Annotated in this window: 29 protein-coding genes; 9 read left to right on the top strand and 20 right to left on the bottom strand. The window is 75.0% G+C overall.

All coding sequences use genetic code 11. The features are described from left to right. Positions 1 to 396: 396 nt before the first annotated feature. Positions 397 to 771: a type II toxin-antitoxin system VapC family toxin gene (locus tag ACI78Z_RS13695; protein ID WP_457037088.1), complete on the bottom strand. Its 375-nt coding sequence runs from the start codon at positions 769 to 771 to the stop codon at positions 397 to 399. Beyond that, on the bottom strand, positions 768 to 1,013 hold the full coding sequence (locus ACI78Z_RS13690) for a type II toxin-antitoxin system Phd/YefM family antitoxin (protein ID WP_457037087.1): 246 nt from the start codon (positions 1,011 to 1,013) through the stop codon (positions 768 to 770). Before ACI78Z_RS13690 ends, ACI78Z_RS13695 begins: the two co-directional genes overlap by 4 nt. Positions 1,014 to 1,331: 318 nt before the next feature. On the opposite strand from ACI78Z_RS13690, the gene ACI78Z_RS13685 reads away from it, so the two are divergent. Continuing rightward, positions 1,332 to 1,676, top strand: a complete 345-nt coding sequence (locus tag ACI78Z_RS13685) for a VOC family protein (RefSeq protein ID WP_457037086.1) — start codon at positions 1,332 to 1,334, stop codon at positions 1,674 to 1,676. Between the two features lie 7 nt (positions 1,677 to 1,683). On the opposite strand, the gene ACI78Z_RS13680 is transcribed toward ACI78Z_RS13685, so the two are convergent. Beyond that, positions 1,684 to 2,319 carry a LysE family translocator gene (locus ACI78Z_RS13680; protein ID WP_457037085.1) on the bottom strand — a complete coding sequence of 212 codons (636 nt, stop codon included), beginning with the start codon at positions 2,317 to 2,319 and terminating at the stop codon, positions 1,684 to 1,686. Between the two features lie 245 nt (positions 2,320 to 2,564). Here ACI78Z_RS13680 and ACI78Z_RS13675 point away from each other — a divergent pair, with 245 nt between their 5' ends. Further along, on the top strand, positions 2,565 to 3,272 hold the full coding sequence (locus tag ACI78Z_RS13675; RefSeq protein WP_457037084.1) for a M50 family metallopeptidase: 708 nt from the start codon (positions 2,565 to 2,567) through the stop codon (positions 3,270 to 3,272). A gap of 74 nt (positions 3,273 to 3,346) precedes the next feature. Here the strand turns inward: ACI78Z_RS13675 and ACI78Z_RS13670 are convergent, their stop codons facing one another. Beyond that, positions 3,347 to 5,710 (bottom strand): glycoside hydrolase family 65 protein, encoded by a 2,364-nt coding sequence (locus ACI78Z_RS13670; protein WP_457037083.1) that lies wholly within the window; start codon positions 5,708 to 5,710, stop codon positions 3,347 to 3,349. Next, positions 5,707 to 6,441, bottom strand: coding sequence for an HAD family hydrolase (locus ACI78Z_RS13665; RefSeq protein WP_457037082.1), 735 nt, complete (start codon positions 6,439 to 6,441; stop codon positions 5,707 to 5,709). Before ACI78Z_RS13665 ends, ACI78Z_RS13670 begins: the two co-directional genes overlap by 4 nt. A 248-nt stretch (positions 6,442 to 6,689) precedes the next feature. Here ACI78Z_RS13665 and ACI78Z_RS13660 point away from each other — a divergent pair, with 248 nt between their 5' ends. Continuing rightward, positions 6,690 to 7,235: a YbhB/YbcL family Raf kinase inhibitor-like protein gene (locus ACI78Z_RS13660; RefSeq protein WP_457037081.1), complete on the top strand. Its 546-nt coding sequence runs from the start codon at positions 6,690 to 6,692 to the stop codon at positions 7,233 to 7,235. Between the two features lie 112 nt (positions 7,236 to 7,347). Further along, positions 7,348 to 8,253 (top strand): serine hydrolase, encoded by a 906-nt coding sequence (locus ACI78Z_RS13655; protein ID WP_457037080.1) that lies wholly within the window; start codon positions 7,348 to 7,350, stop codon positions 8,251 to 8,253. A gap of 119 nt (positions 8,254 to 8,372) precedes the next feature. Here the strand turns inward: ACI78Z_RS13655 and ACI78Z_RS13650 are convergent, their stop codons facing one another. Further along, entirely contained in the window at positions 8,373 to 9,179 is an 807-nt protein-coding gene (locus tag ACI78Z_RS13650) for a GNAT family N-acetyltransferase (RefSeq protein ID WP_457037079.1), read from the bottom strand. Positions 9,180 to 9,301: 122 nt separating this feature from the next. Here ACI78Z_RS13650 and coaA point away from each other — a divergent pair, with 122 nt between their 5' ends. Then, a complete protein-coding gene (coaA, locus tag ACI78Z_RS13645) occupies positions 9,302 to 10,264 on the top strand; it encodes a type I pantothenate kinase (RefSeq protein ID WP_457037078.1) in 963 nt (320 codons plus the stop codon). 397 nt (positions 10,265 to 10,661) lie between these two features. On the opposite strand, the gene gcvP is transcribed toward coaA, so the two are convergent. The 12 genes from gcvP to ACI78Z_RS13585 form a co-directional block, all read right to left on the bottom strand. Further along, positions 10,662 to 13,658: an aminomethyl-transferring glycine dehydrogenase gene (gcvP, locus tag ACI78Z_RS13640; protein ID WP_457037077.1), complete on the bottom strand. Its 2,997-nt coding sequence runs from the start codon at positions 13,656 to 13,658 to the stop codon at positions 10,662 to 10,664. Between the two features lie 120 nt (positions 13,659 to 13,778). Beyond that, positions 13,779 to 14,351, bottom strand: coding sequence for a MerR family transcriptional regulator (locus tag ACI78Z_RS13635; RefSeq protein ID WP_457037076.1), 573 nt, complete (start codon positions 14,349 to 14,351; stop codon positions 13,779 to 13,781). 332 nt (positions 14,352 to 14,683) lie between these two features. Further along, on the bottom strand, positions 14,684 to 15,175 hold the full coding sequence (locus ACI78Z_RS13630) for a bifunctional nuclease family protein (protein ID WP_457037075.1): 492 nt from the start codon (positions 15,173 to 15,175) through the stop codon (positions 14,684 to 14,686). A 121-nt stretch (positions 15,176 to 15,296) separates the two neighbouring features. Continuing rightward, entirely contained in the window at positions 15,297 to 16,022 is a 726-nt protein-coding gene (gene ftsR / locus ACI78Z_RS13625; RefSeq protein ID WP_457037074.1) for a transcriptional regulator FtsR, read from the bottom strand. 52 nt (positions 16,023 to 16,074) lie between these two features. Then, a complete protein-coding gene (odhI, locus tag ACI78Z_RS13620; protein ID WP_457037073.1) occupies positions 16,075 to 16,587 on the bottom strand; it encodes an oxoglutarate dehydrogenase inhibitor Odhl in 513 nt (170 codons plus the stop codon). Between the two features lie 252 nt (positions 16,588 to 16,839). Then, the gene (gene gcvH / locus ACI78Z_RS13615; protein WP_457037072.1) at positions 16,840 to 17,244 is read right to left on the bottom strand and encodes a glycine cleavage system protein GcvH; all 405 of its coding nucleotides are present in this window, start codon (positions 17,242 to 17,244) and stop codon (positions 16,840 to 16,842) included. A gap of 43 nt (positions 17,245 to 17,287) precedes the next feature. Further along, the gene (locus tag ACI78Z_RS13610; RefSeq protein WP_457037071.1) at positions 17,288 to 18,211 is read right to left on the bottom strand and encodes a DUF881 domain-containing protein; all 924 of its coding nucleotides are present in this window, start codon (positions 18,209 to 18,211) and stop codon (positions 17,288 to 17,290) included. Further along, positions 18,208 to 18,540 (bottom strand): small basic family protein, encoded by a 333-nt coding sequence (locus tag ACI78Z_RS13605; protein ID WP_457037070.1) that lies wholly within the window; start codon positions 18,538 to 18,540, stop codon positions 18,208 to 18,210. The genes ACI78Z_RS13610 and ACI78Z_RS13605 overlap by 4 nt, the downstream gene beginning before the upstream one ends. 2 nt (positions 18,541 to 18,542) lie before the next feature. After that, the gene (locus ACI78Z_RS13600; RefSeq protein ID WP_457037069.1) at positions 18,543 to 19,478 is read right to left on the bottom strand and encodes a DUF881 domain-containing protein; all 936 of its coding nucleotides are present in this window, start codon (positions 19,476 to 19,478) and stop codon (positions 18,543 to 18,545) included. After that, entirely contained in the window at positions 19,475 to 20,134 is a 660-nt protein-coding gene (locus ACI78Z_RS13595; RefSeq protein ID WP_457037068.1) for a CDP-alcohol phosphatidyltransferase family protein, read from the bottom strand. The genes ACI78Z_RS13600 and ACI78Z_RS13595 overlap by 4 nt, the downstream gene beginning before the upstream one ends. A 213-nt stretch (positions 20,135 to 20,347) precedes the next feature. Beyond that, positions 20,348 to 22,417, bottom strand: coding sequence for an elongation factor G-like protein EF-G2 (locus tag ACI78Z_RS13590; RefSeq protein ID WP_457037067.1), 2,070 nt, complete (start codon positions 22,415 to 22,417; stop codon positions 20,348 to 20,350). Positions 22,418 to 22,422: 5 nt separating this feature from the next. Next, entirely contained in the window at positions 22,423 to 22,620 is a 198-nt protein-coding gene (locus tag ACI78Z_RS13585) for a DUF1918 domain-containing protein (RefSeq protein ID WP_457037066.1), read from the bottom strand. A 119-nt stretch (positions 22,621 to 22,739) separates the two neighbouring features. Between ACI78Z_RS13585 and ACI78Z_RS13580 the strand changes: the two genes are divergently transcribed. Continuing rightward, positions 22,740 to 22,943 carry a hypothetical protein gene (locus tag ACI78Z_RS13580; protein ID WP_457037065.1) on the top strand — a complete coding sequence of 68 codons (204 nt, stop codon included), beginning with the start codon at positions 22,740 to 22,742 and terminating at the stop codon, positions 22,941 to 22,943. Between the two features lie 332 nt (positions 22,944 to 23,275). Continuing rightward, positions 23,276 to 23,536: a hypothetical protein gene (locus ACI78Z_RS13575; protein WP_457037064.1), complete on the top strand. Its 261-nt coding sequence runs from the start codon at positions 23,276 to 23,278 to the stop codon at positions 23,534 to 23,536. A gap of 102 nt (positions 23,537 to 23,638) precedes the next feature. Here ACI78Z_RS13575 and ACI78Z_RS13570 read toward each other — a convergent pair whose 3' ends face one another. Beyond that, positions 23,639 to 23,881 carry a hypothetical protein gene (locus ACI78Z_RS13570; RefSeq protein ID WP_457037063.1) on the bottom strand — a complete coding sequence of 81 codons (243 nt, stop codon included), beginning with the start codon at positions 23,879 to 23,881 and terminating at the stop codon, positions 23,639 to 23,641. A 184-nt stretch (positions 23,882 to 24,065) separates the two neighbouring features. Beyond that, positions 24,066 to 24,794 (bottom strand): GntR family transcriptional regulator, encoded by a 729-nt coding sequence (locus ACI78Z_RS13565; protein WP_457037062.1) that lies wholly within the window; start codon positions 24,792 to 24,794, stop codon positions 24,066 to 24,068. 223 nt (positions 24,795 to 25,017) lie between these two features. Between ACI78Z_RS13565 and iolC the strand changes: the two genes are divergently transcribed. Continuing rightward, positions 25,018 to 25,980 carry a 5-dehydro-2-deoxygluconokinase gene (gene iolC, locus ACI78Z_RS13560; protein WP_457037061.1) on the top strand — a complete coding sequence of 321 codons (963 nt, stop codon included), beginning with the start codon at positions 25,018 to 25,020 and terminating at the stop codon, positions 25,978 to 25,980. Beyond that, positions 25,973 to 26,911, top strand: a complete 939-nt coding sequence (locus ACI78Z_RS13555) for a Cgl0159 family (beta/alpha)8-fold protein (protein ID WP_457037060.1) — start codon at positions 25,973 to 25,975, stop codon at positions 26,909 to 26,911. Before iolC ends, ACI78Z_RS13555 begins: the two co-directional genes overlap by 8 nt. The last annotated feature ends 55 nt before the right edge of the window (positions 26,912 to 26,966 follow it).

Raw genomic sequence — 26,966 nt, 5'->3', positions numbered from 1 at the left:
GGGGACGTAGCCGAGGGGGGTCGGCGACCGGGTCGCGACGTTTTGGACCGACCTACATGCCGGGGCGTGGCGGAGACGGGCGTACTGGTCGGCGGCACACGGAGTGGCCGCCCGCCGCGGTGATCGCGTCCCGCGGCGGTCGGCGGCACCGCAGCCGCCGACCCGACCGGCAGGGACGGGCACTCCGTCGGAACTGCGATGTCGCCGGAACTGCGACGTCGCCCGTCGGCCGACGTCACGACGACCCGCCGGCGACGTGCGGACCGAGCCATGTCGCACGGACCGGGGTCGCCGCCGCCCGGCGGCGACCCGACCCCTCTCCACCGTTCATCATGCACGCCGATAATGCACATTATGTCAACTCGTCGCGCGGAGGCCCCTCCTCCGTGGACTCGCCTACGACAACGTCAGCACGTCGTAGTCGGCGAAGCGGCGGTCTGCCGTGACGAGGACGAACCGCCTGCGCGCGGCCTGCGCGATCAGCATGCGATCGAACGGATCGGCGTGGTGACGCGGCAGTGCGCCGGCCACCAGTCCGTCCTCGAGGGTGACCGGCAGTGCGTCGAAACCCTCGTGATCCAGTTGCTGGGTCAGGCCATCAGGGATGGCGAGCTTGCCCGCCGCTGCCTTGATCGCCATCTCCCACGCCGTCGCCGCTGACACCAGGACCGTCGACGTCGGGTCCGCGATCGCTTCCCGCATCGTCGGTGTCAGCCGCTGGTCGCCGAACAGCCACCACAGCAGGACGTGGGTGTCCAGCAGCAGCGTCACGAGTCGTCGTCACCGCGGAAGGCGGCCATCAGTTCCTCGGGCGTCTCGTCGAAGTCATCCGCGATCCATCCTCGACCCCGCCATGCCCCGGGCGTCCGCGGCTCGGTCCGCACGGCGGCCGGCACCAGCCGGGCGATCGGCTTGCCGGCGCGCGCGATGACGACGTCCTCCCCCGCTTCGACGGCCTCGAGCAGCCGGGAGAGGTGGGTCTTCGCCTCGTGCACGTTCACGGTCCGGGACATGTCACCACAGTATGACCAAGTCCGACTAAGTCAAGGAGCGGCGGTCGGCGAGCACCCGGCCGGCGCTCGACTCCGCCGTGGTGCACCCCGGTCTGCGAAATCGTCACGTGACCTTCTGCCGCCTGCTCGGGCAGACGGCCGGAGGGTGCTGGTGGAGGTACCCGGCGCGCTGGCGCGGAGCTGTCCGGTCGCCCCTCGTCGCGAGGACGCGGTCCCGCGGTGCCCGCCGTGGCGACCGATGAGTCCGCCGGCCCCGCGCGGTCCACCCCTCGACGGCCAGCGGACGAGAGGAACCCCGTGCCCAGCAGCGTCACCCCCGTGATCGTCACGCACGACCTCGAGCGCCTGGCGCGCTTCTACACCGGCGTCGCGGGGGCGACGGAGACCAGCCGGACGCCGGACGACGGACCGACGTTCTACCTCGGCCTGCGGATCGGCGACTCCGACCTCGGCATCGTCTCCGACGGATCGGTCGAGGGAGTCCCGGCCGGCCGGGTGCTGCTCAGCATCGAGGTGCCCGACGTCGACGCCGCCCTGGCGCGGGTCGAGTCCCTCGGCGGGCAGGCACCGGCGCCGGCCAACGACATGCCGTGGGGCCAGCGCGTCGCCCACGTGACGGACCCCGACGGGAACGCCGTCAACCTGACCGCGACCACCGGCTGACCGGCGCTCAACGGGTGGCGACGGCCACCCGGACGCCGAGGGCCACGAGCACCGTGCCGCTGACCGCCTCCAGACGACGGCGGATCCGCGGCCGGCGGAACCAGTCGCCCGCCCGCGCGACGCCGGCGGCCAGGGCCAGGTAGAGGCCCGTCTCCAGGGTGATCTGCAGGAGGCCCAGCAGCGCGGTCGTGGCGAACACCGGCCCCTCGGCCGGCACGAACTGCGGGTAGAAGGCGATCATGAAGACGGCGGCCTTCGGGTTGGCCAACTGCACGAGCACCCCCTCCCCGAAGCCCGTCCACCAACCGTGCCTGGTCGGCCGGGCCGGCGCGGCGACCTCGGCCCCGCCGTCCCGCCAGGCGGCGCGCCAGGCCCGCACCCCGAGCACCAGCAGCACCCCGGCTCCTACCACGCGCAGCACCAGGTAGCCCACCTCCGAGGCGGCCACCAGAGCGGCGAAGCCCACCCCTGCGACCAGGGCCCACACGTACAGCCCCAGCTCCAGGCCGAGCACCGTGGGAACGGCGGCCGGCAGCCCGCGCAGTGCCGCGCGGCGGATGATCAACGCCATCGCCGGCCCGGGTGAGGCCGAGATCAGCAGCACCGCCAGCACGAAGGCCGGCAGTGATGAGACGACGTCCACGGGATCGATGCTCGCTCCACTCCCCTACCCGGTCCACCTCTTTCCGGCGGCTGCTCCGATCTCGTGGCGTCCACCTCCGGTTGCCCTCGGTGCCTTGTTTTCTCGGCGACTGGGTTTGGTAAATTGTTAGGGATAACGGATACAACGGATCAGTCGGCCCGGCGCCTCCGTCTCTGCACATCGGCGGGCCGCGGGTCCGGCGGGACCACCGGTTGCTCACAGCTGCATGCGGTTGACTCCCTGGCGTGGACCGCGTCGAGGGGCTCTGGGCCCGCGTCAGCACTCCCCTGCCCCAGCTACCGGCGGCGGTCCTGGTGGGCGCCCTGCTCGCGGCCGCCGCCGTCGTCCTCGCCCCGGCCCTGTGGCGGCCGGCCCGCACGGTCGTGACGATCGCCCACGAGGGCGCGCACGGGCTCGTCGCCCTGGCCGCCGGTCGGCGGCTGGCCGGCATCCGGCTGCACTCGGACACCTCCGGGCTGACCGTGTCCGCGGGGCGGCCCACCGGCCTGGGCATGGTGCTCACCTGCGCGGCGGGCTACACCGGCCCCGCGCTGTTCGGGCTCGGTGCCGCGGCGCTGCTGGCCGCCGGGCACGCGGTCGGGCTGCTGTGGGCGCTGCTGGGCCTGCTGGCGCTGCTGCTGGTGCAGATCCGCAACTGGTACGGGCTGTGGGCGGTGCTGGCCACCGGCGCCGTCGTCCTGGCGGTGACCGGGTGGCTGCCGCCGGTCGGTCAGGCCGCCTTCGCCGCCGCCGGCACGTGGTTCCTGCTCCTGTCCGCCCCCAAGACGGTGCTCGAGCTGCAGCGCGCACGACGCCGGCGGGCCGCGCCGGACTCCGACGCCGACCAGCTGGCCCGCCTCACCCGCCTGCCCGCGGTCCTGTGGGTCGGGGTCTTCCTGCTGGTCGACGTCGGGGCGCTGCTGCTCGGCGGCTGGTGGCTGCTCGGCCCGTGAGGTGCTGGACCGGCCGCCCTCCAGGGGCCCTCCGCCTGAGCCTGCGCGGCGTGGGGAGGAGGATGGTCCTCCTCTCAGCGGCGGCCGCGCCGCCTCGGCGCCACGCCGTGGGGCTGGTGCACCGGCGCCACCTCCGGTGCCGGCGGGATTTCGGCGGTCACCTCGTCCTCGGTCACGGTCAGCCGCCGGCCGTGGTGGTGCACGTCCAGGGGGTCGCCCTCGATCACCCGGTAGACGGCCTCCGTCGGCGTCACGGTGACCACCAGCAGCCGGCCCTGGTAGTTCAGCCGGAACCGCAGCCGGGTGATCCGCTCGGGCAGCCGCGGGGCGAACACCAGCCGGCCGTCGTGGTCCCGCATGCCGCCGAACCCCGCGACGGCGACCGTCCAGCCGCCGGCCAGCGAGGCGAGGTGCAGACCGTGCCCCGAGTTGCCGTGCAGGTTCTGCAGGTCGGTCAGGGTGGCCTCGCCCCAGTAGTCGTAGGCCAGCGCCAGGTGCCCGGTCTCGGCGGCCACCACCGCCTGCTGGGTGGCCGACAGCGAGGAGTCGCGCACCGTCCGCGCCTCGTAGTAGGCGAAGTCGGCGACCTTCTCCTCGTGCGTGAAGGCGTCCCCGCGCAGGTGCAGGGCCATCACCAGGTCGGCCTGCTTGATCACCTGCTTGCGGTAGATGTCGAAGTACGGGTAGTGCAGCAGGAGCGGATAGCGGTCCGGCGGGGTGCTCTCGAAGTCCCACTCCTCGTGGTGGGTGAAGGCGTCGGACTGCATGTGCACCCCGCGCCGGGTGTCGTAGGGCACCGCCATGAGCGCGGCGGCCCGGTCCCAGCACGCGGTCTCGTCCCCGGTGACGCCGAGCCGGCCGGCCACGTCGGGTTGGCGCTTCACGGCCTCGAGCGCCTCGCGCAGGTTCCGCTGCGCCATCAGGTTCGTGTAGACGTTGTTGTCCACGACGGCCGTGTACTCGTCCGGGCCGGTGACACCGTCGATGCGGAAGCCGTGCTCGTCGTCGAAGTGGCCCAGGGAGGCCCACAGCCGGGCGGTCTCGATCAGCAGCTCGGCGCCGTGGTCACGGTCGAACTCCTCGTCCCCGGTGGCGTTGTGGTAGCGGACGACGGCGTCGGCGATGTCGGCGTTGATGTGGAAGGCCGCCGTCCCCGCCGGCCAGTAGCCCGACGTCTCCTCGCCGCGGATGGTGCGCCACGGGAAGGCCGCGCCGTCCAGGCCGAGCACCCGGGCCCGCTCGCGGGCCAGCTCCAGGGTCGAGTGCCGCCAGCGCAGCGCGTCGCGGGCGGCGGCCGGCGCGATGTAGGTGAGCACCGGGAGCACGTAGGTCTCGGTGTCCCAGAAGGTGTGCCCGTCGTACCCCGGGCCGGTGAGGCCCTTGGCGGGGATGGGCTGGCGCTCGGCACGCAGCCCGGCCTGCAGCAGGTGGAAGACGCCGACCCGCACCGCCTGCTGCAGCTCGTCGTCCCCCTCGATCTCGACGTCGGCGTGCTGCCAGTGCTCGTCGAGCACCTCGCGCTGCTCGCGCAGCAGCCGCTCGAAGCCGGCCAGCTTGGCCGTCGCCAGCGCGCCCTCGACCTGGTCGCGCAGCGCGGCCGCCGAGCGCCGCGAGGACCAGCCGTAGGACAGGTACTTGACCAGCTTCACCGACGAGCCCTGGGGCAGCCGGGCGGCGAGGGTGAAGCGGGCCAGGTCGTCGGTGGCCTCGATGTCGGTCGTGGAGGTGTCGGGCACGTCGATGACGTGGTCCATGCCGGCGGCCATGCGCAGCCGGCTGCGTGCGGTCCGGTGCACCAGCACCGCGCGCTGACCCCGGGCCACGGCCATCTCGTTGACCAGCGGGCGGGCCAGTGCGGCGGCCGCACGGGGGTCGTCGGCCTCCGAGCCGCTGTCCACCGGCTCGTTGGCCAGCAGGTCCGACTGCAGCGCGATGTAGAGGTCGCCCTGGCCGTCGGTGCACTCGACGGTGTACTGGATGGCGGCGATCGACCGGCGGCGCAGCGACACCATCCGGGTGCTGGTGACGGTCACCACCCGGCCGTTCGGCGAGCGCCACTCGGTGCTGCGGCGCAGCAGGCCGCGACGCAGGTCCAGGGTGCGCCGGTGCTCGATGATCTCGCCGTAGGCCAGGTCCAGCGGGGTGTCCCCGACCAGCAGCCGCACCAGCTTGCCGTCGGTCACGTTGACGACCGTCTGCCCCTGCTCGGGGAAGCCGTACCCGACCTCGGCGTAGGGCAGCGGCCGCTCCTCGAAGAAGCCGTTGAGGTAGGTGCCCGGGACGACGACCGGCTCGCCCTCCTCGAACGAGCCGCGCATGCCGATGTGCCCGTTGGACAGGGCGAACACCGACTCGTGGACGGCGAGGGAGGCGTGGTCCAGCCCCGTCTCGGTCAGCGACCACGGCTCGATCGGGAAGTGCGGCCGCCCCTCCGTCATGGCGCGCTCCCCTCCAGCAGCTCGACCAGGTCCCGGACGACGACGTCCGCGCCGGACGCCGCCAGCGCATCGGCCTGCCCGACCCGGTCCACCCCGACGACGTAGCCGAAGTCGCCCGCCCGGCCGGCGGCCACCCCGGCCAGCGCATCCTCGAACACCACCGCCTCCACCGGGGGCACGCCCAGCGCGCGGGCACCGGCCAGGAAGGTGTCGGGGGCGGGCTTGCCGCGCAACCCCTGCGCCGCGGCCACCTCGCCGTCCACCCGGGTGTCGATGAGGTCGGCGAAGCCGCCGGCCTCGATCACCTGCCCCCCGTTGCGCGAGGCGGTGACCACCGCCGTCGCCAGGCCCGCCTCCTTGACCGCGCGCAGGTACCGGATGGAGCCGGGGTAGACCTCGACGCCGTGCTCGGCGAGCTCCGCGTGCACCAGCTGGTTCTTGCGCAGGCCGACCCCGTGCACGGTGGCGGCGTCGGGCGGGTCGTCCGGCGTCCCCTCGGGCAGCGTGATGCCGCGGCTGGCGAGGAAGTCGCGCACCCCGTCCAGGCGCGGCTTGCCGTCGACGTAGCGGTTGTAGTCGTCCTGCGTGAACTCCCGCGCCCCCGGGTCGGTGCGGCGCAGGAACTCGTCGAAGGTGCGCTTCCAGGCCGCCATGTGGACCGTCGCGGTCCGGGTGAGGACACCGTCGAGGTCGAACAGGCAGGCACGGACGGAGCCGGGGAGACCGAGCACGGCCCGACGCTACCGGCGTCCGCGCGGCCCCGCCCGGCTGGAAATCCGCTGTTCACCGCGGCGTGCCCCCGTCCCGGGCCGGCCCCGTCCCGAGGCTCGCCGCGGCCTCGTCCCGGGCACCGCCCTGGGCTTGCGAGTGGGGAGGACCCCCTCCTCCCCACGAAGGGCGGGGAGGAGGGGGTCCTCCTAGGGTCGGCTCCGGGACACCCGTCCCCGACCACCCCTCCAGGACCGAGGAGAGCCCGTCCATGGCCGAGCGCCCGACGCCCCCCAGCCCGTACGACGTCCTCCCGCAGGTGCCGTCCTTCGAGGTGACCAGCGCCGACGTCACCGACGGCGAGCCGCTGTCCTCCCCGCAGGTGAGCGGGGTCATGGGTGCCGGCGGCGAGGACCGCTCGCCGCAGCTGTCCTGGTCGGGCTTCCCGGAGGGCACCAAGAGCTTCGCGATCACCGTCTACGACCCCGACGCACCCACCCACAGCGGGTTCTGGCACTGGGCGGTGGCCAACATCCCCGCCTCGGTCACCGAGCTGCCCAGCGGCGCCGGCGACCGGCAGGGGTCCGGGCTGCCCGAGGGCGCCGTCCAGCTCCGCAACGACGCCGGCTTCCCCGGTTTCGTGGGGGCCGCTCCCCCGGCCGGCCACGGGCCGCACCGCTACTTCATCGCGGTGCACGCGGTCGACGTCGCGGAGCTGGAGGTGCCGCCGGACGCCTCGCCGGCCTTCCTCGGCTTCACCCTCTTCCAGCACACGTTGGCCCGGGCGGTCCTGGTCGGCACCTACGAACAGCACTGAACAGGCCCGTTCCGTCACTCCGCGACGACGGGACGGATGCGCCCCGCGCGCGACACACGGTCGTTGCTTGAACGTTTTACTGCCCGTCATGTGGTAACGGCACCATGGCGGCATGGTCACGGCCACGGCGTACGGGAGCGCGCCCGGGCGCGCCCGCCGGGGCCTGCCGGCGGTCCTGGTGTCCGCCGTCGTGCTCGCGCTGCTGCTCACCGGGGTGGTGGCGCCCCGGTGGGCGGCGGCGGAGGGCGACGTGCACCCCGCCGACATCGTCCCCGCGGTGACCGCCGCCTACGGCGGCGTCGGGACGATGGCCGTGGTCGTCGCCGAGCAGCAGCAGCGCCGGGACGACCTGTCCATCCGCGCCGCGGAGGCGCGGAGCGCCCAGGTGCTCACCCGCACGGCGGGCAGCGAGCTCGCCCGGCGCCCCTTCCCCACCGCCTCCATGGTCAAGCTCTTCCTCGCCGAGGACGTGCTGCACCGCGCCCGCACCGGCGCGATCACCCTGACGCCCGCGGACCGGGCGCGGCTGGAGGTCATGATCCGCAGCTCGGACGACCCCGCGGCCTCGGACGTCTGGGTCCGGTTCGGCGGCGCGCAGGCGGTCCGCGACGTCGCCGCCCGCTACGGCCTGCGGGACACCGCCCCACCGCGCCGGTGGGGTCAGTGGGGCGAGACGACGACGACCGCCGCCGACCTGGCCTGGTTCCTCGTCCGGCTGCCCGTCGTCGCGCACCCGGACGACGCCGCCACCCTGCTCGGCTGGATGGGCACGGCCACCCCCATCGCCTCCGACGGCTTCGATCAGCAGTTCGGCGTCTTTGGCACGCTGCCCGGGGCCGCGGTCAAACAGGGCTGGATGTGCTGCCTCAGCGGTCAGCGGCACCTGCACTCGGTGGGCCTCGTCGGCGACCGGGTGGTGGTGCTGCTCAGCGAGGTGCCCCGGTCGGTCGGCTGGGACGCGGCCAAGGCGGCGCTGGACGCGGCCGCGGCGGCGGTCCCGCTCCCGGCGGCCTCCTGAGATCGGTGTGCTGATCGGTTGACGGTTCGTGCCGTCGCCGCGGCGAGATCGGCGGTCTGCTCGGTCACCGGCCTCGCAGCGTGCGACATCGCCGATCTCGCCAGCGGCGCGAGGGTGGCTCAGCCGCCGTCGGAGAGATCGGCCACGCCCACGGTCGCCAGGCGGGCGAAACCGGTCCGCTCGTAGACCCGCGCGACGTCGTCGTCCCCGGCCACCAGGAAGACGAGTTCCGCGGTCTCCCGGGCGTGCGCGGTCAGCGCCGAGGCCAGCCCCGCACCGAGCCCGCGGCCGCGCAGCCGCGGCAGGGTGGCCACACCGGCGATCTCGGTGACCTCCGCGCCGTCGACCTCCACCGGGTGGTGGGTGCCGACCGCGACCGGCTCGCCGTCCTCCACCGCGACCATCATGACCGTGCGGCCGGTCGCGATCCGCTCGCGCAGCACCGCGGTGCGCGGCGAGCCGAGGGCCACGCCGACGGTCGGGCCCCCCGCCTCCGAGCGCGGACCGGGGTGCGCGAAGGCGATGGTCGCCAGCCGCTCGTAACGCGGCAGCTCGGGGTCGTCGGCGCCGACGAGGTACAGCCGCACGCCGTACGGCAGCAGCAGCTCGACCGGGTCCGCGGCGACCAGCAGCGGCGAGGAGCCGACGGTCAGCCCCACGGCCCGGACGGCGGCCTCGACGGTGGGCGCGTCCTCGCAGATCCACTCCAGCGCCACCGGCAGGCCCGCGGCCTCCTGCAGCGCCACCGCCGCCCGGACGTCGTCGGCGCTGACCGCCTCCCCCGGGCGCGGTCGCGCCGGATACGGCCACGTGGGGCGGCCGATCGGCACGTCGAGGCCACCGGCGGCCTCGATGCGGGCATCCGGCAGCGGCGCCGCGGCGAAGTACCGCTCGACGCGCTCGAGCAGCCCGGGGGGCAGGGACACACGGGCACCCTAGACGGGCCGCAGGTCGGCGTCCGCTCCCCCGCCGCCGGAACACCGCCGTCCCACCCGGGCGGGTGAGGCCCCAGGGGTGGACGGCACGATGGAGGCGTGACAGCAGTGGGATGGCCGGCGTGACGACAGCGGCGCGGCCCCAGGTGTCGCCCTACGCGGTCTTCGACCGGGACTCGTGGCGGGCCCTCGCAGCGGGCGCCTCGCTGCCCCTGGACGCGGACCAGCTGGAGTCGCTGCGCAGCCTCGGCGACCGGATCGACCTCGACGAGGTCACCACGGTCTACCTGCCGCTGGCCGGGCTGCTGCGGCTGCACGTGGAGGCCAGCCGGCGGCTGTGGGCCGCGCGCAGCGAGTTCCTGGGCGACGCCACCGCCAAGGTGCCCTACGTCATCGCGGTGGCCGGCAGCGTCGCCGTCGGCAAGAGCACCACCGCCCGGCTGCTGCAGACGCTGCTGACGGCCGGCCCAGGCACCCCGCGGGTCGACCTGGTGACCACCGACGGGTTCCTGCTGCCCAACGCCGAACTGGAGGCCCGCGGGCTGCTCGGGCGCAAGGGTTTCCCGGAGAGCTACGACCGGCGGGCACTGCTGCGGTTCCTCGCCGACGTGAAGTCCGGCCGCGGCGAGGTCAGCGCCCCGCTGTACGACCACCAGGCCTACGACGTCGTCCCCGGCTCCCGGCAGGTCGTCGACCGGCCCGACATCCTCGTGCTCGAGGGGCTCAACGTGCTGCAGGCCGGCCGGCGGGCCGACGGCCGCGCGCCCGAGGTGTTCCTGTCAGACTTCTTCGACTTCTCCGTGTACGTCGACGCCGCGGAGCCCGACCTGCAGCGGTGGTACGTCGAGCGCTTCCTCGCCCTGCGGCGGACGGCGTTCGCCGACACCAGCGCGTACTTCCACCGCTTCGCCGGCCTCACCGACGAGCAGGCCCGCGAGACCGCCCTGGGCATCTGGGCCGCGGTCAACGGCCCCAACCTGCGCGACAACATCGCACCGACCCGCTCCCGCGCCCGCCTGGTGCTGCAGAAGGCGGCCGACCACGAGGTGCGCCGCGTCCTGCTGCGCAAGATCTGACCCGGAGGACCTCCCCGGTCGGCGTTGTCTTCCTGTTCGTCGCGTCAGTCGTGTGACCGTTGGGGATAACGGGCATGTGACGGGAGCCGTCCCGCCCCAGGCGATGACCACGGCCCACTGCTCCCGGCCGCGGGTCTGCGCGAGTCACGCGCGGCGGCGCCATGGTCGACTCCGCGTGTCGCCCCGTGGCGTCGGCCGCCGACTCCCCCCGGTGCGCCCGGCGGTCGTGGCGACGTCCGGGCTCTCCCCCACCCGGTGCTCCACCTGCTCCACGAGCGGCGCGGGTGTTGGGGATAACGGTTGGGTCGGGGGCGCGTCGGACCGTGGCGCCGGCGGTCGACCGGCGCCACGGCCCTGAGGCGGTGGGGCTCGCGGCGTCCCTCGGGGGACGCCGCCCTCAGGCCTGGGCGCCGGCGGGGACGGCGTCGGCCGCCGTCCCCAGGTCGTCCGGTGCGCCCTGGCTGCGGTCGGGGACGCGGGCGGCCGGGCCCGGGGTCGGCTCCGGCTCGGCGAAGGCCTCGGGCGAGGGGCAGGAGCAGACCAGGTTGCGGTCGCCGTAGGCCTGGTCGATCCGCCGCACCGGCGCGAGGTAACCGCGGCCGCGCAGCCCCGGCACGGGGTAGACGGCGACCTCCCGCGGATAGGGCCGTTCCCACTCCCCCGCCACCACGGCCAGGGTGTGCGGGGCGTTGCGCAGCGGGTTGTCGGTGCGGTCGTACTCCCCGGTGGCGACCTTCTCGATCTCGGCGCGGATGGCGACCATCGCGTCGACGAACCGGTCGAGCTCGCCCTTGTCCTCGCTCTCGGTCGGCTCGACCATCAGCGTGCCGGCCACCGGGAAGCTCATCGTCGGGGCGTGGAAGCCGAAGTCGATCAGCCGCTTGGCGATGTCGTCGTTGGTGATGCCGGTGGCCTTGGTCAGCGGCCGGATGTCGAGGATGCACTCGTGGGCGACCAGCCCGTCGACGCCGGTGTAGAGCACCGGGTAGTGCTCGCGCAGCCGCGCGGCGACGTAGTTGGCGGCCAGGACGGCGTGCTCGGTGGCCCGCAGCAGCCCGTCGGGACCCATGAGCCGCACGTACGCCCAGGAGATCGGCAGGATGCCGGCGGACCCCCACGGTGCGGCCGAAACCGCCGGCCCCTCGGTGCCGGTGTCCACCAGCGGGTGGCCGGGCAGGAACGGCACCAGGTGCTCGCGGACGCCGATCGGCCCGACGCCGGGGCCCCCGCCGCCGTGCGGGATGCAGAAGGTCTTGTGCAGATTGAGGTGGCTGACGTCGGAGCCGAACCGGCCCGGCTTGGCCAGGCCGACCATCGCGTTGAGGTTGGCGCCGTCGACGTAGACCTGGCCGCCGGCGTCGTGCACCGCGGCGCAGATCTCCTGGATGTCGGCCTCGAACACCCCGTGCGTCGACGGGTAGGTGATCATGATCGCGGCCAGCCGCTCGGCGTGCTGGTCGACCTTGGCGTGCAGGTCGGCGACGTCGACGTTGCCGGCCTCGTCGCAGGCCACGACGACGACCCGCATGCCGGCCATCACCGCGCTCGCGGCGTTGGTGCCGTGCGCCGACGACGGGATGAGGCAGACGTCGCGGTGCGACTCCCCGCGGGAGGCGTGGTAGCCGCGGATCGCCAGCAGCCCGGCGAACTCGCCCTGCGAGCCGGCGTTGGGCTGCACGCTGACCGCGGCGTAGCCGGTGACCTCGGCCAGCGCGGTGCACAGCTCGTCGATCAGCTGCCGGTAGCCGCGGGCCTGCTCGGCCGGGGCGAAGGGGTGCAGCTGGGCGAACTCCGGCCAGGTGATCGCGGCCATCTCGACCGCGGAGTTCAGCTTCATCGTGCAGGACCCCAGCGGGATCATCGTGCGGTCCAGCGCGAGGTCCTTGTCGGCCAGCGAGCGCAGGTAGCGCAACAGCGCGGTCTCCGAGCGGTGCGCGGAGAAGACCGGGTGGGTGAGGAACGGGGTGCGGCGGCGCAGCTCGGCCGGCAGCGCGTCGGCACCTGCCTCGTCGAGCGAGGCGTCGTCCGCGGTCACCCCGAAGGCCGCGGCGACCAGGCGCAGGGTGTCCACCGTCGTCGTCTCGTCGCAGGCGACGCCGACGGTGTCGGCGTCGACGAGGCGCAGGTTGATCCGCTGCCGCGCCGCGGCGGCGACCACCTCGGCGGCCCGGCCGGGGACCCGGGCGTGCACGGTGTCGAAGAACCGGTCGTGGACGACCTCCACTCCCCCGGCCCGCAGCCAGCCGGCCAGGGTCTGCGCGCTGCGGTGCACGCGGGCGGCGATGGCGGTCAGGCCCTCCGCGCCGTGGTAGACCGCGTAGGCGCCGGCCATGACGGCGAGCAGCACCTGCGCGGTGCAGATGTTGCTGGTCGCCTTCTCCCGGCGGATGTGCTGCTCGCGGGTCTGCAGCGCCAGCCGGTAGGCGACGTCGCCGTCGGCGTCCACCGAGACGCCGACCAGCCGGCCGGGCAGCTGGCGGGCCAGCCCCTCGCGCACCGACAGGTAGCCGGCGTGCGGCCCCCCGTACCCCATGGGGACGCCGAAGCGCTGGGAGCTGCCGCAGGCGACGTCGGCGCCCCACTCCCCCGGCGCCTCCAGCAACGTGAGCGCGAGCAGGTCCGCGGCGACGACGACCGCGGCGCCGGCCTCGTGCGCGGCGGCGACCAGCACCCGGTGGTCGCGGACGGCGCCGCTGGCCCCCGGGTAGGACAGCAGCACGCCGAACGCCCCGGCCTCGGGCAGGTCGGCGGGCCAGCCGGCGGACAGGTCGGCGACGTGCAGGCCGATGCCCAGCGGCTCGGCCCGCGTGCGCAGCACGGCGAGGGTCTGCGGCAGGGTGTCGGCGTCGACGACGAACACCGCGTCGGCCTCGGCCCGGCCCGCACGGCGGACGAGGGTCATCGCCTCGGCGGCGGCGGTCGCCTCGTCGAGCATGGAGGCGCCGGCGACCGGCAGGCCGGTGAGGTCGGCGACCATCGTCTGGAAGTTGATCAGCGCCTCGAGGCGGCCCTGGCTGATCTCGGGCTGGTAGGGCGTGTAGGCGGTGTACCAGGCGGGGTTCTCCAGGATGGTGCGCTGGATGACCGCCGGGGTGAGCGTGCCGGAGTAGCCGAGCCCGATCATCGAGGTGTGGACGTCGTTGGCCTCGGCGCGCTCGCGCAGCAGCCGCAGCACGGTCGCCTCGTCGGCGGCCTGCGGCAGGTCCAGCGGCGTCCGGTCGCGCACCCCCTCGGGCACGCAGGCGTCGACCAGGGACTCCAGCGACGGGTGGCCGACCGCGGCCAGCATCGCCTGCGTCTCGTCCGGTCGCGGGCCGATGTGCCGGGCGGCGAAGGACCCCGCGGGGTCCAGCGCGGCGAGTGCGGGCAGGGGCTCAGGGGCACGGTCCGCCATTACGTCGACGCTACCAGCGGCTGAGCGAGCCGCGAGATCGGCGATCTCGCACGCCCCAGGACGCACACCCGTGCGAGATCGCCGATCTCGCCGGGACGGTGCTGGTGTCGGAGCGCTCGCCTACACCGCGGCGCGGCGGCGGCGGCGCAGCGAGAGCTCGTCGTCGGCGCCGTGCAGCGGCGCGCCGTCGATGCGCTCGGCGGGCAGCTCGGCCAGTTCGCCGGACAGCTCGCGCAGCGCGCCGGAGACGGCGATGCCGAACACGCCCTGCCCGCCGGCCAGCAGGTCGACGACCTCCTCGGCGGAGGTGCACTCGTAGACCGTGGCGCCGTCGGAGAAGAGTGTGACGTTGGCGAGGTCCTTGATGCCGCGGTTGCGCAGGTGGTCGACGGCCTTGCGGATGTTCTGCAGCGAGACGCCGGTGTCCAGCAGCCGCTTGACGACCTTGAGCACCAGGATGTCGCGGAAGGAGTACAGCCGCTGGGTGCCCGACCCGGTGGCGCTGCGCACCGAGGGGGCGACCAGGCCGGTACGGGCCCAGTAGTCGAGCTGCCTGTAGGTGATGCCGGCAGCGGCACACGCCGTCGGGCCGCGGTACCCGACGAGGTCGCTGTCGACCTCGTCGTAGGACGGCGCGCCCACGGCAGCGTCGCTGAAGAGCTGACCCTGGGAGCCGTTGCTCTGGTCGCTCACGTCAGCGTCCTCCTCTGCTCCCGCAGCTGGCGCCGCGGTTACCCCGCGGTGGCTCTCGGCTCGTGTCGCTGCAGGCGGGCTGCCGCGTCCCGGGACTTCCACCGCTGTTGTTCGCCGACCGTAAGCCGGGCCCTGGGGTGGGTCAACTGAGGAGGGCGGCGTGTCGCGGCACTCACCCATCGGAGGGGTATCGGCGCACGGAGCCCTCCCCTTGACCCGGAGCACCCCTCGACCTGCGGTGGACCGCCGCACCCGCCCCTGCCGTCACAGCAGTCACAGCGGCACCGCGCCGGGCGCCGCCGCGAGCCTGCGGGTGGTGGGGGGTCCTGGTCCTACGCGGGGCCGCCGCCCGAGCCGGAGCCCGCGCCGAAGTCCTCCGGGGAGATCTGGTCGAGAAACTCGCGGAACTTCTCGACCTCGTCCTCCTGCTCGTCGGGGATCTCGATGCCGACCTCGTCGAGCAGCTCCTCGGCGCCGTAGATCGGGGCGCCGGTGCGGACGGCGAGGGCGACGGCGTCCGACGGGCGGGCGCTGACCACCCGCTCGTCGCCGAAGACCAGCTCGGCGATGTAGATCCCGTCGCGCATCTCGGTGATGTTGACGGCCTCCAGCGTCGCGCCGAGCGCCCGGACGACGTCCTTGAGCAGGTCGTGCGTCATCGGCCGCGCCGGGCGCACGCCCTGCTGCTCGAAGGCGATCGCCGCCGCCTCCACCGCACCGATCCAGATGGGCAGGTACCGCTCGCCCTGCGTCTCCTTGAGCAGCAGGATCGGCTGGTTCCCGGGCAGCTCGACCCGAACACCGACGACTCTGAGTTCCTGCACGGTGGGGCTCCCTCAGCTGCGGCCCGGGAACGGGCGGTGGATCGGTGGAGGCGGCTGGTGGACGGGCTCGGCGACCGGGGCCGTGGGCTCGGGGCCCGGCTGCGACAACGGTACGCCCGACTCAGGGGCGCAGGAGATCCCGGAGGCGCGCCTCCAGCAGGGCCCCGTGCAGCTGGGCGGAGAGGCCGGCGAGCTCGCGCAGCTTCTCGGTCGCCCGGCTGCGCGCCTCCTCCGAGCGGGCTCGCAGCACCGGCGCGACCAGCTGCTCGACCAGCCCGGCCTCCCGCTCGGCGCCGTTCTGGTACACGCGCAGGTGCCGCGGCTCGATGCCGTGCCGGGCCAGCCCGGCGGCCGCCCGCGCGATCGGCAGGTCGGCCGCGGGGTGCCGCCCGTCGGCGTCGGGGATCAGCAGCCCGAACTGCACGCAGTCGGCCAGCTGTCCCGGCTCGAGGCCCGACGCCCGCGCGAACTGCTCGGTGGTGAGGCTGCCGGCGTCGGCGTCCTCCTCCGGCGGCGGCGTGGCCGGCGGGGTGCTGCCGGGCAGCGGCTCGCCCCGGTCGAGCGCCTCGAGGTGCTCCTTGATGACCCGCAGCGGCAGGTACTGGTCGCGCTGGGCGGCCAGCACGTACCGCAGCCGGGCCACGTCGGCCGAGGAGAACTTCCGGTACCCCGACGGCGTGCGCTGGGGGTGGACGAGGTCCTCGGACTCGAGGTACCGGATCTTGCTGATCGTGACGTCGGGGAAGTCCTCGCGCAGCACGGTCAGCACCTCGCCGATCGTGAGGCGGGGTGCGTGCCGCCCGTCGGACCCCCCGCTGGCGTCGGCGGGCGAGGGCACCGCGCTCACGCCGCCGTCCGTGCTGCGGCCACCGTCCCCGACCCCCTGGCTGCCGGCCGGATCACGCGCCGGCGTGCTCGCCCGTGCGCGGACCGGTCAGGTAGACGAGGCGGAACTTGCCGATCTGCACCTCGTCGCCGCCGGCCAGCGTCGCGACGTCGACCGGCTCGCGGTTGACGTAGGTGCCGTTGAGGCTGCCGACGTCGTGGACCGAGAAGCCACCGCCCTCGCGGTGGAACTCCACGTGCCGGCGGCTGACCGTCACGTCGTCGAGGAAGATGTCGCTGTCGGGGTGCCGGCCGGCGGTGGTGACGTCCTGGTCCAGCAGGAAGCGGCTGCCCGCGTTCGGGCCGCGCTTGACCACCAGCAGGGCCGAGCCCGCGGGCAGCGACTCGACCGCGCCGGCGTGGGCGTCGGCCTCGGTGACCTCGGGGGTCTCGGCGGAGTCCTCGCCACCCACCTTGGGGATGACGCTGGTCGACTCGCCGATCCGCTCCTGGGACAGCGCCGCGCCGCACTGCGCGCAGAAGCGACTGCCCTCGGGGTTGTTGTGGCCACAGCGAGTGCAGTGCACGTCTGTCTCCTCCGGTGCAGGGGTGGCACCGCCGCGGACCGTGGGTCTGGCCGCGGGCGGCCGGCGGACGACGGGCCGGACGGCCCGTCGCGGGTCGGTCGCCGCGTCGTGCACGGCGGGCCGTGGGTCATGGAACCAGCGGCCGACCCGAGGGTCAACCGAACGTACAGGGTGAGGCTCCGCGCTCGCTCAGCGGGCTGCGCAGCCCCGCACGGGGCAGCATAGTGACCGCCCGCGGGGGTCCGGGGCGGGTCAGCTCGCCTCGACCAGGGCCTGGTACGCGGCGGCGTCCAGCAGGTCCGCGGTCGGGTCGCCGCCGTCGCCGGCGACGGTGATCTCGACCAGCCAGCCGGCGCCGTAGGGGTCGGCGTTGATGGTCTCCGGGGCGTCGGTCAGGGCCTCGTTGACCGCGGCGACCACGCCGGCGACCGGCGCGTAGACGTCGGACACCGACTTGGTCGACTCCACCTCCCCCATGGGGTTGCCGGGCGCGACCTCGGCCCCCACCTCCGGCAGCTGCACGAAGACGATGTCGCCCAGCGCGTCCTGGGCGTGGTCGGTGATCCCGACCCGCACGACGGTGCCCTCGCCCCCACCCGGCTGCAGCAGGACCCATTCGTGCTGCTCGGTGTAGCGGCGGTCGTCGGGCGTGCTCATGCGGCGTCGTCTCCCGGGAGGTGGGGTGGGGACCGGCGCGGCGTCAGTTGCCGTCGTCGGTGTCGGGCTGAGCGTATTGAGGGCGGTCCAGCGGCCGCAACGCGTCGACCACGACGGTCGGTGACTGCACGATGTCGACGCTGCCGCCGCGCTGGCCGACCCGGTCGACCACGCCGCCGGGGATGTTCATCGCCGTCTCCATGTCCTGCGGGGAGCCGATGACCCGGATCTCGTAGGGGCTCTCGACCTCGGTGCCGTCGACCCGCAGCTGCCCGGGCGCGCCGGTGATCGCCGTCGACACCCCCACGCGGACGCCGTCGATCTGCATGGTCTCCGCGCCCGCGCCGCGCAGCTCCTGGACGGCGTCGAGCAGGTCGGCGACCCGCACCTGGCCCTCCGGGTCGCGCAGGGTCATGACCAGGCCCGGTCCCTGGGCGGCGACGGTGCCGTTGAGGATGCCGAGGGCCTCGGCCCGCTCCTGGGCCGCGTGCAGCGCCGCCTCGGACTGGCTGTCGTCGCTGTTGAGCTCCCCCAGCGCGGTCCGCTGGTCGGCGATCTGCTCGCGCAGCCGGTCCTCCCGGGCCTCGAGGTCGTCGAGGATGCGGACGAGGTCCTCCTCGCGGAGGGTCGCGTAGTCCTCCCCCGTCCCGGTGGTGCGCACCTGGACGGCGAAGGCGAAGCCGAGCAGCAGCGTGAGGACGCCGATGAGCGCGGCGGCGAGGGGGTCCCGCCGGCGCCGCGGCCTCGCGGCGGCCGGCCGGGCCACCGCGGCCGGCTCCTCCACCTCGGCCGGCTGCTCCGCCGCGGGCGCGTCGGCGTCCGCCGCGGGCGCCGGGGCGCCCCGGTCCGGCGCATCCGGGTCCGGCGCGTCCAGGTCCGGGACGTCCGGGTCCGGGGCGTCGTCCCCGGGGTGGACGTCGCCCTCCGGCCGCTCGTCGGGCCCGGGAGCCGGGCGCGGCTCGCTCATGCCCGGAACACGTGCCGCCGGATGGCGGCGGCGTTGCCGAAGATCCGGATGCCGAGGACGACGACCACGGCGGTGGACAGCTGCGCGCCCACGCCCAGCTGGTCGCCGAGGAAGACCACCAGCGCGGCCACCACCACGTTGGACACGAACGAGATGACGAACACCTTGGCGTCGAAGATCCCGTCCAGCCGGGCGCGAAAGCCGCCGAACACCGCGTCGAGGGCGGCGACCACGGCGATCGGCAGGTAGGGCTGCAGCCACAGCGGCACGGTCGGGTCGAACGCCAGGCCGAGCAGGATGCCGGCGGCCAGGCCGAGGATCGGGATCACGGTCAGCCCCCCGGTGCTTGCTCGGGGGCCACGTCGTCGGTGGACACGGCGGGCGGCACCTCGGACACCGGGACGGCGGAACGGAGCTCGGGGGGGCTCCCGGCGGGAAGGGACAGCTCGTCCTCCTGGGCGAACTCGAAGCGCAGTCCGTAGGTCTCGGAGATGACGGCGAGGGCGCCGACCTCGGGGCTGGACAGGAAACGGCCGCGCAGCGTCTCCGGATCGCCGACCGCGCTGACCAGATAGGGGTTGGTGACCGGCCGGAAGTCGACCAGGACCGCCTCGCCGGCGAAGCGGATCGCCGTCGTCGGGCCCAGCCGCTGGCCGTTGATGCCGACCGCCTCGGCGCCGGCGCCCCACAGCGCGTTGACCACCAGCTGCAGGTCCCCGTCGCGCACCTGGCCGCGGGGGTCGCCCTCCGCCGTCCCACCGACCGGGTCGGCGTCGGCGTCGGGCGCGGCGTCGGCCAGGGTCACCAGCAGGCCGGGGCCGCTGACCGGGAGCGCCCCGGCGGCGAGCTCGGCGTCGGCCAGGCGCTCGAGGGCCCGCTGCCCCACGGCGGTGGCGGCCAGCTCGTCGTCCCGGGCGGCGGTCACGTCGGCGCGCAGCCGCTCCAGGTCGGCGGCCAGCTCGTCGGTGGTCGCCGACTCGCTCTCGACCTCGGCGACCAGCGCCATGCGGACCTCCTCGCGGCCCTGCGCGCCGGCGGCGGCCTGGTCGTAGGTGACGGCGGCGAGGACGCCGGCGGCGGCCATCACCCCGGCGACGGCGAGCTGCCCGCGGCGCCACCGGGACGGCGGGGGCGGCTCCGCCGCGGCGCGCGCCTCCCGGGCCCGCGCGGCGCGGGCGTAGGCCGGGTCGAGGGTCTCGGCGAGCACCTGGTCGAGCAGCGAGGCGCCCAGCGAGCGGGGCCCGCCACCGCGCTGCACGGTCGTCACGGAGCGGCCCTGGCGGCCCGGTCGGCGCGGACCAGCCCGGCCACCTGGACGACGTAAAAGACGCCGGCGAGCAGGTAGAGGGCGCTCCCCCAGATCGTCAGCGCCCACGCGACCGGCTGCGCGACGGCCGCCACCGGCCCGTCGCCGTCGGCGAGCAGCAGCAACGGGAAGGCGTAGAGCAGGATGAACGTCGCCGCCTTGCCCAGGTAGTGCACCTGCAGCGGCGGCCAGCCGTGCACGCGCAGCACCAGCAGCGCCACCCCCAGCACCAGCTCGCGCCCGACCAGAGCGGCGACCAGCCACAGCGGGACGACGTCGCGGAGCACGAAGGCGACCAGCGTGGCGACGATGTACAGCCGGTCGGCGGCCGGGTCGAGCAGCGCGCCCAGCCGGCTGGACTGCCCCAGCGCGCGGGCCAGCTTGCCGTCGGCCCAGTCGGTGGCGCCGGCGACCATGAGCACGACCACGGCCCAGCCGTCGGCCTGCGGACCCAGGAGCAGCCAGAGGAAGAGCGGCACGCCGAGCAGCCGCAGCACCGACAGCGCGTTGGGCAGCGTCCACACCCGGTCGGGCAGGGTGTTGCGGTCCGACACGACCGACGCGCCCGCCCCCCGCCGGGCCGAGGCGGCGGCCGACGGCCCGTTGGACGACGTCACGACACCTCCGCACCCGCTGGACACCGGCCCCCGAGGCTAGTGTCCCGCGCCGACCCTCCCACGGGCCGACACTCCCCGCGGGCGGTCGACGCCGGCCCCGCCCCGGAGCCCGCGACGGGTGGGGAGGACGGGCGGCCCCCTGCAGACTCCCGTCGGCCCCGTCCAGAGGCTCGCCGCGAGCCTGCGAGCGGTGAGGACGTCGGGGCCCCTCCTTCAGGCCGGGACGGCGGTCAGCGACGCGGGCGCCGGCTCGTAGCCCAGCGGGCGGCGGGTGAAGCTGCCCGTGCCGTGGGAGACCGAGCGCAGCGCACCGGCGTAGCCGAGCAGCTCGACCTCGGGGATCTCGGCGCGCACGGTGGTCCGGTCCCGCTCGGGGTCGGCGTCGCTGCCGGTGACCCGCGCCCGCCGTCCGGACAGGTCGCTCATCACCGCGCCGACGTACTCCCCCGGCACCACGACCTGCACCTCGCACCACGGCTCGAGCACCCGGGTGCCCGCGGCGGCCGTGGCCTCGCGGACGGCGAGCGCGCCGGCGGCCTGGAAGGCCGCGTCCGAGGAGTCCACCGAGTGCGCCTTGCCGTCGACGAGGGTGAAGCGGACGTCGACGATCGGCCGGTCGCCGTTCACGCCCTTCTCCGCCTGCGCGCGGATGCCCTTCTCCACGCTCCCGTGGTACTGGCTGGGCACCGTGCCGCCGACGATGCGCTGCTCGAAGACGACGCCGGAGCCCGGCTCCCCCGGCTCGGCCTCGACGACCACGATGGCGTACTGGCCGTGCCCGCCGGACTGCTTGACCAGCCGGCCGGTGACCCGCGCCGGCCCGGCCAGGGTCTCCACCATCGGCACCCGGACCGGCACGGTGTTCACCGCGACGCCGTGCCGGCTGCGCAGCCGTTCCAGCAGCACCTCGGCGTGCGCCTCCCCGACGCACCACAGCAGCAGCTGCCCGGTGTCGGGGCGGCGCTCGAGGCGGACCGTCGGGTCCTCCGCGACCAGCCGGGACAGGGCCGTGGCCAGCCGGTCCTCGTCGGCCCGGGAGGCCGCCTCCACCGCGACCGGCAGCTGCGGCGTGGGCAGGTCCCACGGCGGCACCAGCCGGGGGTCCTCGGGCGAGGAGAGGGTGTCCCCGGTCTCGGCGGCGGAGAGGCGGGCGACGGCGCAGATGTCGCCGGCCGGGCAGGCGGCGACCGGGCGGAGGGTCGCGCCCAGCGGCGAGCTCACCGCGCCGATCCGTTCGTCGACGTCGTGGTCGGGGTGTCCGCGGTCGGCCATGCCGTGCCCGGAGACGTGCACCGCGGTGTCCGGGCGGAGGGTGCCGGAGAAGACGCGGACCAGGGAGACCCGGCCCAGGTAGGGGTCCGTCGTCGTCTTGACCACCTCGGCGACCAACGGGCCGTCGGGGTCGCAAGACAGCGGGGGCGCCGGGGAGCCGTCGGGGCGGGTGACCGGTGGGCAGCCGTGCTCCACCGGGCACGGGAAGCCGTTGACCAGCAGGTAGAGCAGCGAGTCGATGCCGATGCCCTGCAGCGGCGCAGCGCAGAGCACGGGGTGGAAGTGGCCGCGCGCGACCGCGGTCTCCAGGTCGTTCACCAGGTCGCCCTGGACCAGTTCGTCACCGGCGAGGTAGCGCTCCATCAGCGCCTCGTCCTCGCTCTCGCCGATGATGCCCTCGATCAGCTCGCTGCGCAGGCGGTCGGCGTCCGGGGCCTCGGCGCCCGGTTGCAGCAGGTTGACCACCCCGGAGACGCTGCCGTCCGGTCCCCGGTCGACGAGGTGGACCGGGTAGACCCCGGCGCCGAGCATCGTCTGGCACAGCCGGACGGTCTCCTCGACGTCGGCCCGCGCGCGGTCCAGCTGGGTGATGACCACCGCCCGCGGCATGCCGACCGCCGCGCACTCCTCCCACAGCTGCACGGTGCCGGCGTCGACGCCGTTCACCGCGGACACGACGAACAGCGCGGCGTCGGCCGCGCGCAGCCCGGCCCGCAGCTCGCCGACGAAGTCCGGGGAGCCGGGGGTGTCCAGCAGGGTGATGCGGTGCCCGTCGTGCTCGACGGTGGCCACGCCGAGGGACACCGAGCGCTGCTGGCGGACCTCCACCTCCTCGCTGTCCAGGCAGGTGGTGCCGTCCTCGACCCGGCCGGCCCGGGTCAGCGCGCCGGTGGCGACCAGCAGCGCCTCGGCGAGGGTGGTCTTGCCCGCGGCCGCGTGGCCCACGAGGGCCACGTTGCGCACCTTCTCGGCCGGCCGCGGGCCCGGCGCAGCGACGGTCTCCTTGCCCACGCCGCTCAGCCGTTCGCCGGCTCGGGGACGACGGCGCAGGTGCCCGCCGGGTAGAAGACGCCGGTGTGCCCGTCGGGGTCCCACCGGACGACGTACGGCGGGCCGCCGCCCTCTCCCCGGACCTCGAGCACCCGGCCGGTGCGCTCGGGCTCTCCCTGGTGGGTGGAGTGGACGACGATCCGGTCTCCGACGCGTGCTTGCACGACGACCTCCTGGGCCCATCCGCGTGTGTGCTGTGGGTCACAGCCTGCCGCTGCCGGGGGGACCGATCAAGGGACCCCGCGCCCGCCTCGCGTGCCCTTCCGGGCCCATGCTGTGGGCCATGACGAGCCCTCCGCACGCGGCCGGACGCGACCAGGAGAGCGAGTTGGCGCACGCCGTTCCCCGGGACGCCGCCGACGGGCCGCCGCCGTGGGTCGCCGTGTGCGGGACCCCGGTGGCCGTCGTCCAGGGCAGCTGGGCCGGGCGGCGCGGCCTGGGCTCGGTGGCACCCTGCCCGGAGTGCGCCCGCCGCGTGCCGGCCTGACCGCTCCCCTTCGTCGGGGCCTCCGACGCTCCTGTCAAGCTCGCCTTTAGTTGGGGATAACGGTTCGATGGCCACGTGGTGCCGGTCCGGCCGAAGCCGGGCGGGCGGATGGGCGGGACGACGAGAGGCGCCGCAGACCTGGCCTTGTGCGCGGGGCGGCGTGCCGGCAGGCACACTGCCGGGGCTCCGAACGCGCGGAGTCCACCGCGCCGCCGGAGCCGGCGGGGTTGCCCGGGCGGGACGAGCCGGTGTCCACTGACGGCGGCTCGCTGCCGGGTCCGCGCCGGGACTGGGCCGCCGGCGGGCTCCCCCGTGTGCCGAGGAGGCCCCACGTGGCACGTCGATCGAGGGACGGACTCCAGGCGGAGCTCCTGCACCTGCTGCGTCCGCCGGTGCGCCGGCGGGCCAGCCTGCTGAGCGAGCGGGTCGCTCCCACGCTGGCCGCCATCGGCGACGCCCTGGCCGGCCGGCCCGCGGACGAGGTCCTCGCCGCGCTGGACGCCGCGATCCGGGACGCCGGCGGGACCCCCGACGAGGCGGCGTTGCGGGAGTTCGCTGTCCAGATCGAGGCTGGCGAGAACCCCTTCGACTGAGAGAGGACCCCGCCCTCCCCACCGCTCGCAGGCTCGCGGCGGGACCCTGGACGGGGCCGCGGCGAGCCCCCGGACGGGGTCAGCCCCGGACGGGGCCGCTGCTCAGTGGGCGCGGAAGAGGTCGCGGCGCGCCTGGCGGACGAGGGCGGCGGCGGCCTCGCTGTCGGCGACCCCGCGGCCGGCGATCAGGGCGGCGAGGTCGTCCCGGTCGCTGGCGGTGGCGTAGTCGGCGATCTCGCGCTCGAGGGCGCGGCGGGCCTGGCGCTCGGCCCGGCGGCGGCGCAGCGAACCCGTCCACCCCAGGTCGGGCGTGGTGGCGGCGATGGCGAAGGCGGTGCCCTGCATGGCGGTCTCCATGGGTGTCGGTCGATGTCTCGACACCCATGGTCGTCCGCATCGCTTGGCATATCTCGCCCGGACACTGTGAGTGTCCCCACCAGGAGTGAGCAGATGTGGCCGACACCACGGGCCACGCGGGCCGCGCTGAGAGGCAGGTCATGCCGAGGCCCCGACAGGCGCCCCGGGCCGGTCAGCGGCCGACGAGCGTCGTCTCGAAGTCGTAGCGGGACGCGCGGTAGACGTGCCGGCCCAGCTCCACGGGCACCCCCTGGTCGTCGAACGCCGTCCGCTGCATCGTCAGGAGCGCCGAGCGCGGCGGCTCCTCCAGCAGCCGGGCCTCGTCCGCGCGAGCCTGCCGCGCGCCGATCCGCTGGTGGGCGACCCGCAGGTGCACCCCCTGTGCGCGCAGGTACTGGTACAGGCCGCGCTCGGTGAGGTCCTCGACGGTCGGCTCGAACCGGCCCGGCAGGTGGTTGGTCAGCAACGCCAGCGGCTCCCCGTGGGAGCGCCGCAGCCGGCGCACGACGACGATGTCGTCCCCCTCGGCCAGGTCGAGCTCCTCGGCGATGTCGGCCGGCGCCGGCACCCGCTCCAGCGACAGGACCTCGGTGGTCGGCGCCTCGCCGGAGCGCACGAGGTCGTCGTACAGGCTGGTGAGCTCGACCGACCGGCGCACGTGGGGCTGGATCACCTGGGTGCCGACCCCGCGCTTGCGGACCAGCAGCCCCTTGTCCACGAGCTCCTGCACCGCGCGGCGCACGGTCGGCCGCGACAGCCCGTAGCGCTGGGCCAGCAGGACCTCGTTCTCCAGGCGGGAGCCGGCCGGCAGGTCCCCACCGGCGATCGCCCCCTCGATCGCCTGGGCCAGCTGGAAGTACAGCGGCGTGGGGCTCGAGCGGTCGATGTCGAACGTCAGCACAGGGACCTCCTCGGCTGCGGGCGCCGCACGGGCTCGGCCGGGAACTCGGCTCCGCCTGCACATGATCGCACCTCAGTACGTCCTGTCGTCCTCACCTGTGCGGGGGATCGGACGTCGGGGCTCTCTTTGCCTTTATGTCCTGACAAAGTCTTGACACGTCCGTGTGGCCGGGAGCACAGTCCCAGGGGCAGGCCGACGTCGACGGGCGAGGGGACGGAGCACCGTGACAGACACCTTTGAGATGGTGGTGATGGGCCGCAGCGGGGTGGACGTCTACCCCTTGCAGGTGGGCGTCGGTCTGGAGGACGTCGAGAGTTTCGGCAAGTTCCTCGGCGGCAGCGCGGCGAACGTGGCGGTCGCCGCGGCGCGGCTCGGCCACGCCACCGCGCTGGTGACCGGGGTCGGCGACGACCCGTTCGGCCGGTTCGTCCGGCGCGCGCTGCGCGACCTCGGCGTCGACGACCGGCTCGTGGTGGTCGACCCGGCCCACCCCACGCCGGTCACCTTCTGCGAGATCTTCCCGCCGGACGACTTCCCGCTGTACTTCTACCGCCGCCCGACGGCCCCGGACCTGCAGCTGCGGCCGGAGGACCTGGACCTGGCCGCGATCCGGGACGCGGAGCTGTTCTGGGCGACGGTCACGGGGCTGTCCGAGGAGCCCAGCCGGTCGGCGCACCACGCGGCCTGGGAGGCCCGGGGACGGCGCCGGCACACCGTGCTCGACCTGGACTACCGGCCGATGTTCTGGTCATCGCAGGAGGAGGCCACGGCGCAGGTGCGCGCGGCCCTCCCGCACGTGACCGTCGCCGTGGGCAACCGCGAGGAGTGCGAGGTCGCCGTCGGGGAGACCGAGCCGGACCGGGCAGCCGACGCGCTGCTCGAGGCTGGGGTGGAGCTGGCGATCGTGAAGCAGGGTCCCCGCGGTGTCCTCGGCAAGACGCGCACCGAGCGGGTCGTCGTCCCGCCCACGCCGGTGGAGGTCGTCAACGGCCTCGGCGCCGGCGACGCGTTCGGCGGCTCCCTGTGCCACGGCCTGCTGACCGGGCTCCCCCTGGAGCAGCTGCTGCGCAACGCCAACGCCGCCGGCGCGATCGTCGCCTCCCGGCTGGAGTGCTCCACCGCCATGCCCACCGCCGCCGAGATCGAGCAGCACGTCACCGCGTCCCTGGAGGGCTCCCGTGTCTGACACCGTCCTGTCCCCCACCGAGGCCCCCGCCTCCGACGCCCGCGGCTCCCGGCCGGTGTGCAGCACTTACGCCGAGGTGACCGAGCTGCGCAGCCGTGACCCGCAGGCCATCCGCCGGGCGCTGGCCGCACGCCGCCGGCGGCCGGCCCTCCTCCCCGAGGACGGCCGGCTGATGCTGGTCGCCGCCGACCACCCGGCCCGCGGCGCGCTCGCCGCCCAGGGCCGGCCGGCGGCGATGAACAGCCGCACCGACATGCTCGACCGGCTGCGCACCGCGCTGGCCCGCCCGGGCGTGGACGGCCTGCTGGCCACCGCCGACATCGCCGAGGACCTGCTGCTGCTCGGCGCGCTCGAGGACAAGGTCGTGGTCGCCTCGATGAACCGCGGCGGCCTGGCCGGCGCCAGCTTCGAGCTGGACGACCGGATGACCGGCTACGACGTCGCCGGGGTCGTCGAGGCGCGGTTCGACGCCGCCAAGATGCTCAACCGGATCGACCTCGACGACCCCGGCACGGTGCAGATGCTGGAGACCTCCGGGCGCGCGGTGACCGAGCTCGCGCGGGCCGGCGTCGTGGCGATGCTGGAGCCGTTCATGTCCCGGCGGGTCGACGGCCGGGTGACCAACGACCTCAGCCCCGACGCGGTCATCAAGTCCGTGCACATCACCCAGGGCCTGGGCGCCACCTCGGCCTACACCTGGCTGAAGCTCCCGGTGGTCGCCGAGATGGAGCGGGTCATGGACGCCACCACCCTGCCCACGCTGCTGCTCGGCGGGGACCCCTCCCGCCGGCCGGAGGAGACCTATGCGCAGTGGGGCGACGCCCTCGCGCTGCCGGCGGTGCGCGGCCTCGTCGTCGGCCGCACCCTGCTCTACCCGCCGGACGACGACGTCGCCGCCGCGGTGGACACCGCGGTCTCCCTCGTCCACTGAGGACCACCCTTCCCCCCACGTCTCGCAGGATCGGCGCCGGGCCCTCGAGGGTGGC

It is taken from the genome of Geodermatophilus sp. SYSU D01176, assembly GCF_054050015.1.
Note: the sequence above shows the minus strand (reverse complement) of the source record. Positions and strands in the feature narration are given on the sequence as shown.

Bases quoted from the DNA above. Each gene is read 5' to 3' on its own strand.
- ACI78Z_RS13655 (WP_457037080.1), top strand. From the start codon at position 7,348: ATGGTCACGGCCACGGCGTACGGGAGCGCGCCCGGGCGCGCCCGCCGG.
- ACI78Z_RS13660 (WP_457037081.1), top strand. From the start codon at position 6,690: ATGGCCGAGCGCCCGACGCCCCCCAGCCCGTACGACGTCCTCCCGCAG.
- gcvH (WP_457037072.1), bottom strand. From the start codon at position 17,244: ATGAGCACGCCCGACGACCGCCGCTACACCGAGCAGCACGAATGGGTC.
- ACI78Z_RS13670 (WP_457037083.1), bottom strand. From the start codon at position 5,710: ATGACGGAGGGGCGGCCGCACTTCCCGATCGAGCCGTGGTCGCTGACC.
- ACI78Z_RS13580 (WP_457037065.1), top strand. From the start codon at position 22,740: ATGACGAGCCCTCCGCACGCGGCCGGACGCGACCAGGAGAGCGAGTTG.
- ACI78Z_RS13570 (WP_457037063.1), bottom strand. From the start codon at position 23,881: ATGCAGGGCACCGCCTTCGCCATCGCCGCCACCACGCCCGACCTGGGG.
- ACI78Z_RS13690 (WP_457037087.1), bottom strand. From the start codon at position 1,013: ATGTCCCGGACCGTGAACGTGCACGAGGCGAAGACCCACCTCTCCCGG.
- ACI78Z_RS13610 (WP_457037071.1), bottom strand. From the start codon at position 18,211: ATGAGCGAGCCGCGCCCGGCTCCCGGGCCCGACGAGCGGCCGGAGGGC.
- coaA (WP_457037078.1), top strand. From the start codon at position 9,302: ATGGCCGGCGTGACGACAGCGGCGCGGCCCCAGGTGTCGCCCTACGCG.
- gcvP (WP_457037077.1), bottom strand. From the start codon at position 13,658: ATGGCGGACCGTGCCCCTGAGCCCCTGCCCGCACTCGCCGCGCTGGAC.